This window comes from Stieleria tagensis (genome assembly GCF_024129865.1).
Lineage (GTDB): Bacteria > Planctomycetota > Planctomycetia > Pirellulales > Pirellulaceae > Stieleria > Stieleria tagensis.
This window is the reverse complement of sequence record NZ_JAMYFE010000085.1, coordinates 1-11927: the sequence shown is the minus strand read 5'-3', so window position 1 is coordinate 11927 and position 11927 is coordinate 1. Positions and strand designations below refer to the sequence as shown.

General features: G+C 57.5%; 9 protein-coding genes. 5 read left to right on the top strand and 4 right to left on the bottom strand.

What is annotated here, in order from left to right:
• Position 1: 1 nt before the first annotated feature.
• On the bottom strand, positions 2-751 hold the full coding sequence (locus NHH03_RS19725) for a PRC-barrel domain-containing protein (protein ID WP_253158847.1): 750 nt from the start codon (positions 749-751) through the stop codon (positions 2-4).
• A gap of 419 nt (positions 752-1170) precedes the next feature.
• Between NHH03_RS19725 and NHH03_RS19720 the strand changes: the two genes are divergently transcribed.
• The 3 genes from NHH03_RS19720 to NHH03_RS19710 all read left to right on the top strand — a co-directional run bounded on the left by NHH03_RS19720 (position 1171) and on the right by NHH03_RS19710 (position 4744).
• Entirely contained in the window at positions 1171-3606 is a 2436-nt protein-coding gene (locus NHH03_RS19720) for a heavy metal translocating P-type ATPase (RefSeq protein WP_253158845.1), read from the top strand.
• Between the two features lie 112 nt (positions 3607-3718).
• The gene (locus NHH03_RS19715) at positions 3719-4114 is read left to right on the top strand and encodes a DoxX family protein (protein WP_261364368.1); all 396 of its coding nucleotides are present in this window, start codon (positions 3719-3721) and stop codon (positions 4112-4114) included.
• Positions 4115-4252: 138 nt separating this feature from the next.
• Positions 4253-4744, top strand: a complete 492-nt coding sequence (locus NHH03_RS19710; protein WP_253158844.1) for a hypothetical protein — start codon at positions 4253-4255, stop codon at positions 4742-4744.
• Positions 4745-4857: 113 nt separating this feature from the next.
• On the opposite strand, the gene NHH03_RS19705 is transcribed toward NHH03_RS19710, so the two are convergent.
• Positions 4858-6360: a sulfatase family protein gene (locus NHH03_RS19705; RefSeq protein ID WP_253158842.1), complete on the bottom strand. Its 1503-nt coding sequence runs from the start codon at positions 6358-6360 to the stop codon at positions 4858-4860.
• A 182-nt stretch (positions 6361-6542) separates the two neighbouring features.
• Here NHH03_RS19705 and NHH03_RS19700 point away from each other — a divergent pair, with 182 nt between their 5' ends.
• Together NHH03_RS19700 and rpmA are read left to right on the top strand one after the other, a co-directional pair.
• Positions 6543-8489 (top strand): RecQ family ATP-dependent DNA helicase, encoded by a 1947-nt coding sequence (locus NHH03_RS19700; RefSeq protein WP_253158840.1) that lies wholly within the window; start codon positions 6543-6545, stop codon positions 8487-8489.
• A gap of 187 nt (positions 8490-8676) precedes the next feature.
• The gene (gene rpmA, locus NHH03_RS19695; protein WP_253158838.1) at positions 8677-8922 is read left to right on the top strand and encodes a 50S ribosomal protein L27; all 246 of its coding nucleotides are present in this window, start codon (positions 8677-8679) and stop codon (positions 8920-8922) included.
• Here the strand turns inward: rpmA and NHH03_RS19690 are convergent.
• Both NHH03_RS19690 and NHH03_RS19685 read right to left on the bottom strand, forming a co-directional pair.
• On the bottom strand, positions 8919-10085 hold the full coding sequence (locus tag NHH03_RS19690; RefSeq protein ID WP_253158836.1) for a Gfo/Idh/MocA family protein: 1167 nt from the start codon (positions 10083-10085) through the stop codon (positions 8919-8921). The two genes, rpmA and NHH03_RS19690, sit on opposite strands and share 4 nt — an antisense overlap.
• A gap of 227 nt (positions 10086-10312) precedes the next feature.
• On the bottom strand, positions 10313-11764 hold the full coding sequence (locus NHH03_RS19685; RefSeq protein ID WP_390895598.1) for a sulfatase: 1452 nt from the start codon (positions 11762-11764) through the stop codon (positions 10313-10315).
• Positions 11765-11927 lie beyond the last annotated feature (163 nt).

Sequence of the window (11927 nt, the reverse complement as noted above, 5' to 3'; positions counted from 1 at the left end):
TCTACGGCATCCAGTAACGTTCTTTGCCGTAGAAATCATAGATATGTTCTTCGTAGCCTCGGTTGACCGGGGCTAGCGGATCGTAGTCCGGCGAGTCCTTAATTTGTTGACAGGTCACTTCAACTGTCACCGCTTGATCGGCCCATGACACGGACTCGATCCACGCCGGTGCGACCAATACTTTGGGGGCTGGTAACCAATTCTTGGTGTCGACCACCAAGTAGCGGACCGCCCAGGTTTCGTCGTCAATGATAAAGTCGTTGACATGTCCGATGTCACCGTCGGTGGCATGGATCGAATAACCCAAAATCTCGTGGGCACTGCGAACATTCAGCAATTGGTCTTCGATCTCATGCTGCTTTTCATTGGGCACCATCACCGATGGCGGCACAGCGGCAGCGGCTTCACCGCCCAACCCCAATCCACTGGCCCAGTACGCGGGCCAGTCGTAGTGTTTGGCCAGTTCCAATTCCATTTGACGAGAAACCGGTCGCATCAAATCGACGTCCGGACTCGATTCGACTTGAGCGTGACTTAGCAGAGCAGTCGCCTGATGCGCTCCCCAGTCGTGCTTGGTGATGGCGGTCGGTGAAACCAAGATCCTGCGACCGGGCAGCCACACGCCGGTATCGACGACGGCATAGCGGACATGCCAATCGTGCTGATCCAGAAACAAGTCTTTGATTGTCCCAATCGCTTCCTCTGAGCCGCTTAATTTGGTTCCGTCGATTTGATGAAATGCGATCAACATGATGCTGTTCTCCCCCCAATTAGAAATTCACGTCCAGTTGCGGACCACTGGTGCCCAGCCCGGCTGGTGCCGACGGGCGATCATTGGCCGCGTTGGAAACCCGACCCTTCATTATGCTGCAACTGACGCGCCGTCGCTGCATCGGAACCGGATTTGATCCCTGGCGCGTCATTTGCACGCCCACCAATCGATTGGCGATGCTGACCTAAGGGGATTCAACCAAATACAACTCCGGTCGATTGATTTGCGTTCAAATTGGCTGCAAAGCGACCGGTGGCGACCAGGCCAATGGCGTCTGGGATGTGTTTCCCTGGCGATATCGTTTGGAACGCACTGGCATTTGGACCGCTGTGGCAATCACTACAATTCGTTCTTCGTGACGCTTTCTCTCTCGCAATGCAGCCGACACAACCATCCTGATGACACAAAAGCTGAAAATTGAATTGTCGTTGTTGCTGCCCAGCGTTCCCGATGCGCGTGATGAATGCGTCACGCGGATCAGTGAATTGATCCGGTCCAACCAGGGTGTGTCAGACGCGCATCTTGTCCCCGGCGAGAATGATCAGCGCGACCAATTGTGCATCCACTTTGATCCCAATGTGACGTCGTTGGCCGAAGTCCGTGAACTTGCGCGGCGGACCGGAGCAGAATTGGAAGCACGGTTCGGGCATACAAATCGGCGCATCCAATCCATGTCCGCCAGTCGTGCTTCGACGATCGAGTCCCGTCTGAATCGAATCGACGGCGTGTTGGAATCGGTGGTCTCGCCTGATGGTGCGGTGCGAATCGAGTTTGATCGTCAGATCATCAACGAATCGACCATTTTGCAAGTCTTGCGGCAGTTCCCGGACAAGGACGAACACCATCACCAGCAGGGTTGCTGTGGGCATCATCACGATCGCGACGGAATTTTTGGATCGCAGACGGAACTGATCTTTGCGGTTTTGTCCGGTGTATTTCTGTTGGCCGGTTGGTTGTTAAAGACCTTTGCCGACCTGCCAGATGCGATCTGGATCGGAACACTGTGTGTGGCTTACCTGTTTGGCGGCACGTTTCCTGTATTGGAGGCTTTTGAAAAAATCCGCGCCGGAAAGTTCGAGATCGATTTTTTGATGGTGTTTGCCGCGGCCGGGGCTGCCGCGCTGGATGCTTGGGTCGAAGGCGCATTGTTGTTGTTTCTGTTCAGCATCGGTCATTCACTCGAAGGCTACGCGATGGGGCGTGCCAAACGAGCGATCGAGGCGTTGTCAGAAATCGCACCGCCAACCGCCTTGGTCCGCCGCGACGGCCAGGAAACAGAACTCCCGGTCGAACAATTGGTTGTCGGTGATATCGTGATCGTCAAACCCGACCAGCGCGTTGCTGCGGACGGATTTGTGATCCAGGGCGAATCGAGTATCGACCAGGCACCGATCACCGGCGAAAGTGTTCCCGTCGACAAACAACCGGTTGATGATCGCGGCGCTGCCGCCGCAGCACCAGAATCGCTTGCCTCGCAACACCGTGTTTTCGCCGGCACCATCAATCAGTCCGGCGCCCTGGAAATCCAAGTCACCAAGACGGCTGAGGAAAACACGCTGGCGCGGGTTGTGACGATGGTCAGCGAAGCGGAAACGCGGGTCTCGCCGACACAAAAATTCACCAAGCGATTCGAGCGTTACTTTGTGCCGGCGGTGATCACCCTGGTCGTGTTGTTGCTGCTGACGCCATTGGTTTTAGACGAGTCATTTGCGCAGGCCTTTTATCGATCGATGGCGGTCTTGGTCGCCGCCAGCCCTTGCGCGCTAGCCATCTCCACCCCTAGCGCCGTGCTCAGCGGGATCGCCCGGGCCGCCCGCGGCGGCGTGTTGGTCAAGGGCGGCGGACCACTGGAAAATTTGGGCCGCTTGGACGCGGTCGCGTTTGATAAAACCGGCACGCTCACCGAAGGCAAACCGAGAGTCACCGACGTCTGTCCTGCCGATGGCGTCAGCGAAACGGAATTGTTGCGGATTGCGGTTGCCGTCGAATCGCTCAGTCAACATCCACTGGCCAAAGCACTGGTCCGCGACGGCAGCGAACGGTTGTCGGCGGCTGAACCGGATTCGCCGCTTCCGAACGCCAGCGATATGAAAAGCATCACCGGACGCGGCATTCAAGCCACGGTCGAGGGGGCGCTGGCGCATCTGGGGAAAGACGACTTGTTCGCCGAAGTCGCAGGGACTCCGTTGCCGGATGACGTGCGCAAGACCGTGCGGAGGTTGGAAGCCGATGGACGTACCACCATGATTGTGCGCCACGGCGACCGCTACCTCGGCACGATCGGGATGATGGACACCCCACGCGAATCAGCGAAACGGACCATTCAACGACTGCGGGAATTGGGGATCAGTCGCATGATCATGATTTCCGGCGACAATCAAACGGTGGCCGACGCGGTTGCCAAAGCGGTTGGCCTGGACAAGGCCATTGGTGACTTGATGCCGGAAGACAAAGTCGCCGAGATCAAAAAGCTTGACAGTGAATCCGGCGTGGCGATGGTCGGCGACGGAGTCAACGATGCACCGGCCATGGCATCCGCGTCGGTCGGGATCGCCATGGGCGCCGCCGGCAGTCACGTTGCGTTGGAAGCCGCCGATGTTGCCCTGATGGCCGACAACCTGGAACACCTGCCACTGGCAATTGGACTCAGTCGTGCCACTCGATCCATCATCCGCCAGAACCTGTGGATCAGTCTGGGCATGGTGGCAATTTTGGTGCCGGCCACACTGTTCGGATTGAATATCGGACCGGCGGTGGTGATGCACGAAGGGTCCACGCTGCTGGTGGTGTTCAACGCGCTGCGTTTATTGGCCTATCAACCGGATGGACACTGATATCCAATTAATCTAAACCAAAAAACGACTGACAACTGTCGAAACGGCGCCGCTGCAATCGACAACCTGGCAGATCATTGTCATTCATCGCCTTATCAGAAGAGATCAAATAATGGGTTCCAAGAAAATGCGTGTTGCCGGCTGGATCATCAGCGGGCTTGTTGCTGCGATGCTGATCGGCCCCAGCGCGATGGGCAAGTTCACCGAGTGGGAAGGCAAGGAGGAGATGTTTGAGCATTTGGGATACAGCGCGGATGTGATTCGCACGATTGGTGTGGTGGAAATCGCCGTGGCGGTGCTGTTCCTGATTCCCCGAACCAGCTTTGTCGGCGCGATCCTGTTGGCCGGTTACCTGGGCGGAGCGACCGCGACGCATGTGCGTGTGGGCGACCCTTTCTTCGTGCCGATCATTATCGGCGTGGTCGCCTGGATCGGGTTAGGCCTGCGGCGACCAGAGATCTTCCAGCTCGCGCTGGGGCAGTCCCCGAACCGACACGCTGAAGGTTGAACTCCAACGCGTTGGAGTTCAACCTTTAGGTTGTTCGGCGTGGTCAACTTGATTGGGGTGAGTGTAGCTGCCTTTGTCGAAAAAGCTTAGAGTAGCGCTCTTCCTGAATTTCTCGATATCGAAAGGAGTCGCTTGGCAATGATCCACCAGACAGTACGCAAAATCTGCCTGATCGCCTGTGTTGGCCTGGGGTTGGCCGCGCCCGCACTCGCAGACGATTCGGTTCCCGAGACTCGTTCTGCAAAAACATCGGCCGCGGACCAGATCAAAGGCGAATGGGTGCAATATCGCGACACAGCCGAGGGGCGCTACATGACGATCAAACAGCACCTAGGCGACCACACGATTTTGACCACCTATGATCCGCAACAGAAGCCAATCTATTCACACCGTAGCGACTACGAAGTGGATGAATCCGGCGACGTAAATGTGTTCCGCTACCACAGCAAGGTTGTTCTGGTCGGCCCGAATGCAGGTGCCAGGAGCGAGCGAAAGTCGGCCTATGTGTTCCGCGTCGACGGCGATCAGTTTTACGAGGTGCATGGCATGCTGCCAGGCGACCAGGGGCGTCCCAAGCTAGCTGTTTGGCAGCGGCTGAAGAACAGCCCGATCGCGAAACCAAAAACGTAGCGCAACGCGCTGGTTTTGTCGTGGATCGCTCCGTCGATCCCACGTGATCGGTTGGTTGCGAGTGGCTTGGGCGTTGGATCGGCGGAGCGATCCACGACGCTGGTGTGATTCCACTACCAAACCAGCGGCAGACGTTCGTCGCCGGGTTGCATGCGGCCGGCCGGTCGGATCTCGCTGCCAGTGGTCTTGGTCAGCTTGTCACCTAGTTTTTGGCGATAGACCTCTGCGGCGGCGTCCAGTTGGGCGACGACTTCGGGGAACTGCTGCGAGACATCGGTGGTTTCGCCGATGTCGTTGTCCAAGTCGTACAGCGCTCGCTTGGCCCGTGCCGATTGATAAGCGACTGGCAATCCGCCGGTGCCGCCGGGATGCCCGTCCAGGGTTCGATAGTTGTGTGGGAACACCAATTTGAAGCGTTCATTGCGGACGGCGCGCAGTTCGCCGGCATAGAAGCAGGCAAAGCTCTCGTGCGGTGATTCGGCATCGGGCTGACCGAACATCAGCGGCCGGATGTCATGGCCGTCGATGGGATGATTGGGCAGTTCGCCGCCGTTGAGCGCCGCGATGGTTGGCAGCAGGTCGATGGTGCTGGCAAAGGTATCACAGGTGGTGCCCGCGGGAATTTTGCCTTTCCACCACATCAGCGTCGGCTCACGATAGCCGCCTTCGAACATGGTTCCCTTGCCTTCGCGCAGCGGGGTGGCTTGACCGGCATGGCTGCCGTAAGAAAGCCACGGGCCGTTGTCGCTGGTGAACACGACCAATGTATTGCGTTCGGCACCGATGTCTTCGATTGCGTCGAGCACTTGCCCGACCGACCAATCGACTTCCATCACCACGTCGCCAAACAGTCCCTGACCGCTTTTGCCGCGAAAAGCCTCGGAGGCGTACAGCGGGACATGAACCATCGGGTGCGGCAGATACACAAAGAACGGTTTGTCCGAATCGCGTTTAATAAATTCGACCGCCCGCTCGGTGAACTGCTTGGTCATTTGTTCCTGGTCGGCGGGTTGAATGCTCTCGATGACCACTTGAGTGTCTTTGATCATCGGCAACTCCGCCCAGTTGCTCGGCGCGTTGGGGTTCTTTTGACGCTTGGCAATCGTGGCGGGGTGCAACGGCCACATGTCGTTGCTGTAAGGAATCCCGTAGAACTCGTCAAAGCCGTGATTGGTCGGCAGGAATTTTGGATTGTGCCCCAGGTGCCACTTTCCATAAACCGCGGTGCGATAGCCTTGGGAACGACATAGTTCTGCGATCGTGGTTTCGGCGGAATTCAAACCGATTTCGGATTTCGGTCCCAACGCACCGGAGATCCCGATTCGTTTGTGATAACAACCGGTGATCAGGGCGGATCGCGAGGCGCTACAGACGGCTGATGAAACGCAAAAGTCAGTGAATTTCCGGCCTTCGGCTGCCATCCGATCCAGGTTTGGAGTCGGGTAGCGGGTGTCACCAAAGGGATGAATGTCGGCATAGCCCATGTCGTCGATGAAAATCACGACCACATTGGGCGGGGGCGACGATTCTTGCGCGGTTGATTGCCGTGCCCCGGCCGAGAGGCCAACTGCCAACGCGATCAGACAAAAAAATATTCTTAGCGGGATTGATTTCATGGCCAGGTTTGTAACTCTGTAGGCGGGTAGCAAAGTCTGCCGGTTGCAAGATCGCCGGCTTTTTCAGACAGCACTCGAGCTCTGCAAGGCGCTAGCGACGCTCGGACGCACCGCATCCTTCGTTTTCTTCTGATCAAACGTGATTGGGTGAGCGCTGGGTGCACAGTATACAGGGAAATGTGATGACTTTGGTTGAAACGCACCCCCGGCGTGAAACGCTAGAAGTATTGCAAACGCGATTCGGACTGAACGAGTTTCGCGACGGGCAAGTCCAGGTGATCGAGCGGCTGTTGGCCGGCAAAAACGTGGCGGCGGTCTTTCCCACCGGCGGTGGGAAAAGTTTGTGTTACCAATTGCCCAGTCAGATATTGTCCGGTACCACCGTTGTCGTGTCGCCGCTGATCGCGTTGATGAAGGACCAGTGTGATGCGCTGGCCGAGCGCGGGATCAAAGCGGCGCGATTGGATTCATCGTTGACCGACCAAGAATTCCGCGACGCGATGCGCGGCATCCGCGACGGCTCGATTCGAATGCTGTATGTCGCTCCCGAACGGTTCTTCAATGAACGGTTTCTGGCGTCGGTGGGATCATTGAACGTGTCCTTGTTTGCCATCGACGAAGCACACTGTATCAGCCAATGGGGCCACAATTTTCGACCCGACTATTTGAAGCTGGCGGAGCTGTCAAAAAGGTTAAATGCCGATCGTGTGTTGGCGTTGACGGCCACCGCAACGCCGGCGGTGTTGGAGGACATTCGGCGCGCCTTTGCGATCGCCCCGGAGGATGCGATTCGGACGCCATTCCATCGTGCGAATTTGCGCATTCGCAGCACCGTGGTCCGCAGTGAAGAACACTATGACACCTTGCTGCAGCGGATCGCCGATCGGCCCCGCGGGGCAACCATCGTTTACGTTTCCAAACAGAAGACCGCCGAGCAAATTGCCGAGCGGTTGACCGATGACGGTTTCCAGGCGATGGGCTATCACGCTGGAATGGATGCCGAAACGCGGTCGCAGATCCAGCAACAATTCCTGCAATCTGCCGATGGCATCATTGTCGCGACGATCGCGTTTGGAATGGGGATCGACAAGTCCAACATCCGCTACGTGTATCACTTCAACCCACCAAAATCGTTGGAGGCCTACGCGCAAGAAATCGGGCGGGCGGGACGTGACGGCGGCGATTCAATTTGCGAATTGTTGCTGTTGCCTGCCGACCGCGTGGTGCTGGAGAATTTTACGTTTGGTGACACGCCTAGCCGCCACAGCGTGGGCCGGCTGATCGAACTTCTGTGCGGGCAATCGGACCAGTTTTTCCTGTCGCATTACAAACTGTCCTTCGAGACCGACATTCGCATTTTGGTCGTCCGCACACTGCTGACCTATTTGGAATTGGACGGCTACATCCAGGCCACCTCGCCGCGCTATGACACCTACAAAATCCATCCGCTGGTCACCTCAAGGGCGATTCTGGACAACTTTGACGGTGAGCGCCGCGAATTTTTGGCGGGCGTGCTGGGGCAACTGACCAAATCACGCAAGTGGTTTTCGTTGAACATGGTCACCGCCGCCAAGGCGCTCGGCCAAGACCGACAGCGGATCGTCAAAGCCGTCGATTTTATGGCCGCCCAGAACTGGATCGAAGTCCACGTCAGTGATCTGGTCCACGGTTACCGCTGGGTCAAGCGGATCGAACAGCCCAAATTGGTTGCCGACGAATATCATGCGCGGATGCTGGGGCGTGAACGATCCGAAGTCGATCGCTTGGGCGATGTGTTTGCCATCGCATCCGCCCAAGACTGTCAAGCAAAGATTCTGACCGAACATTTTGGTGAATCGATGCCGCAGCCGTGTGGCCAATGCAGTCATTGTTTGGGTGAGGGGCCATTTACGATCCCAGCGGTGACCGATCGGGAGATCGGCGACGGAGTGCGCCGGGCGCTGGATCAGGTCTGCCGCGAATACCCAGACCATTTCACCACCGCACGGCAGCGAGCCCGGTTCTTGTGCGGTCTCTCGTCACCCAAAATGGTGCGTTCGCGGCTTTCCCGACACCCCAGTTTTGGGGTCTGTGAGCAAATCCCGTTCGAAGATGTGTTGCGACAGGTCGAATCTCCGCCTGACTTCTAATGCCTCCGTGACTGAAATTTCGGTCACCAGCGGACTCAACTATCACCCAGCGGGTGCCGTGGCAGCCACCCCCGCCCAGGCAAACGGCAAAAATCCCTGATTTGAAGGCTCAGAAACGGCTTGAAGTTAGGGCCAAGTGCCGATATTCTCCTGGGCCCTCCGAAAAACTAACGAATCTGGTGAAGAAATGGCACATAAGAAAGGTCAGGGATCGAGCCGCAACGGCCGCGATTCCAACGCACAACGTCGCGGCGTCAAAAAATTCGGCGGCGAAGCGGTCACTGCTGGCAACATCCTGATCCGTCAGGTCGGCACGAAATGGCGTGCTGGACGTGGTGTCGGTCAAGGCAACGATTACACGTTGTTCGCCCTGGTTGATGGCAACGTGATGTTTGACCAAAAAGGTCGTCGCATCAACGTCGTCACCGCCTAGTTCACGTCGACCCAGCCGCGACGGCGATGGCTGTTTAGAATCGCCTCGCAGATTAAAATCTCCCGATGCCCGTCCGCAAACGTCGGGAACAGGGCGGGGGCATGCTCGGACGTAGCGGCAAATTCGCCGCTGCGGATGCATCCGTAAACGGTCCGAAACAATTGCTTGAATGAGTCCGGGAAGCCCTCATTGTGGCCGCCCGGATAATTCGCGATCGTTGCAGCGCTGGCGTCCATCAACGCGGGATCACGGATCAGGCTTTGGTTGGGCTGATCTCGATTGCCGATCTCCAGTGTGTTGGGCGACTCGCTGTTCCATGCCAGCGATTGCTCGCTGCCGCCGAGTTCGAATCGCAGGCAATTCTTTTTGCCGGCCGTGGTTTGTGAGACCCACAAACACCCATTGGCGCCACCGGCCATCCGGAACATCACGGCCCCGCAATCTTCCGTCGTGATTTCCACGGATTCTGTCGGCGTTTCGGCCGACGGACCACCGGAAAACGTTTCCACGTTGCCGATCGGTCGTTGCCGTGTGGGATACACCGTCCGCAAATCGGCGCAGACCGACACGATCTTGTCGCCACTGATGAACTGGATCAGATCTAGCCAGTGGGTGCCGATGTCCGCGACCGCTCGCAGTTCTCCTCCGTCGGCCGCCAGGACGCGCCAATTAAAATCGTTCTGACGCAGCAGCCAATCCTGCACGTAGGATCCGTTGATGTGGATCACCTTGCCGATTGATCCGTTGCGGACGCGTGCGGCGGCTTCGTGGCACAACGGATAAAAGCGGATGTTGTACGCCACCGCGGCCGCCCGCCCACTGTCGGCAGCGATCTGGACCAGTTCAGCGGACTCCGCCGAGTTCATCGCCAATGGTTTTTCACAGATCACGTGTTTACCGGCTTTCAGCACGGCAGCCGCTTGCGGGAAATGGAATCGGTTGGGTGTGGTCAGGTGAACGCAGTCAACCGTCGGGTCCGAGAGCACGTCGTCGAGCGTTTTAAAGGCATCGGGCAACCCGAGCGTCTCGGCAGCCGCACGCGATTTTTCGGGTGACGATCCCACAATTCCCGCCACACAAACCCCCGCGCGGCGGAGGGCTTCCACATGCACCGGGCCGATGAAACCGGTGCCAACCACAACGCTTCGAATCTCACTGTTCATCTGCTTCCCTGTCGGAGAAATTATTGTCAATCATCACCAGCCATCGCGTGCGTTTTGAAGCCAGCGCTTTTCATCACAACCCGACGCGTGAGCGAGGGATTTAGGGTGTTAACGGGATCCCTCGCTGACGCTTCGGGTTACCAAAAACCAATGCCCCCGCGCAAACACGCGACTCCGATCACCCTGGCCTTGCTCGGAGCTCCGTTTCCCGTTTTGAATTCGGTCACCTACAGCCTCGCCGGGTTCACGGGCACGTTCGGAATGCGCCCACTGGCCTTTTGGCGTAACCGTTTCTTTAGGTCGTCGATGACCGCCTGGATTCTTGAATCGGGATCGACCGCCAAGTTATGAAACTCCATTGGATCGCTATGGTGATCGTACAGTTCCACGCCTTGGTCACCCTCGGCCCATTCGGTGTAGCGATAGCGATCGGTGCGGATGCTGCATCCCATCACTTGCGTCGCCAACCGGTCATCCGCCGGGCGCAGCACCTGGGTGACGGCTTGTCCGCCCCAGGTTGCCAGTGGGTCAGCTAGCAGCGGTGCCAGGTCGCGTCCGGATAAATCATCCGCCGGTTGAAACCCGGCAGCGGCGACAACCGTTGGATAGATGTCAACAAATTCGACGATCCGCCGGCAGGGTGTGCCGTTGCCGTTGGCCCCGGGGACGCGAATGATCAACGGTGACTTTGCAGATTGCTCGAACAGGGTTCGCTTTTGCCAGATCCCGTTGTGTTCGCCCAAGTGGTATCCATGATCGCTCCACAGCACCACGATCGTGTTGTCGGCCAATTCCGATTGCTCCAGTTCCGTCAGCAATCGTCCGACTTGCGCATCGACAAAGGACACGCATGCATAGTAGGCCTGGATCGCTTTGCGCAGTGTCAGCGGGTCGAGGTTGTAGTTGGGGATGGGGCAGTTGTGCGCGAATGCTGCGGTCGGAATGTCGTCGCGGTCATCGTCGGGAGCATAAGGCAGCGAAATCGAGTCCAGCGGATACAGGTCAAAGTACTTCTTGGGGGCGATGTAGGGCGTGTGGGGACGGAAAAAGCCGACGCCCAAAAAGAATGGCTTGTCGTTGTAAGACTGCATCAATCTAATCGCTTCGCTGGCAATCATCCCATCGGTCTGTTGTTGATCGCTGCCGTCGGCTGCAAGCCACGATAGCGCGGCGCTGATCTTGCGATCGGGTTCGGCGTTGATCACCAGTGATTCGTCGTCCTTGTCTCGGCCTTTGGGGTTCACTGTCAGATCCCAGGACGGCGGGTCATCAAAGCCATTGGTTCCGATCGAGGCAGGAACGTTGTAGTGATAGATTTTACCGACGCGAGCAGCTGCATAGCCGTGGCGTTGAAAGACCTGGGGCAAGGTCACGACGTCGGGCAATTGGTCGCGAAAATGACGGTCCAAATCGTAGACACCAATTTCATCAGGCCGTCGACCGGTCATCACCGACGCCCGTGTGGGATTGCACAGTGGCAATTGGTTGTAGGCATTTTCAAAGCACACGCCCGATGCAGCCAGCCGATCAATGTTCGGCGTCTTGGCAAACCGATCGCCGTAGCAACCGAGCGTACAGGCCAGGTCATCGACCGCAATGAACAGCACGTTCGGCGAATCAGCCGCAGAGACCAGTGGCGAAAAAGAAACGGCAGCAACCAGGGCAAGAACGTATCGGATCACGGATCAAAGACTCGGTGAAAGGCAGCAATGGAACGCCCTATTCTATCCAGTTGTCGGAGCCGCGCTGGTGCAGGGGGATCCCGCTGCACCAGTTTTGAAGCCAGCGCTTTCGCGTTGGGCATTGGTTTTTGGTAACCCGACGCGTGAGTTTTGAAGTTGC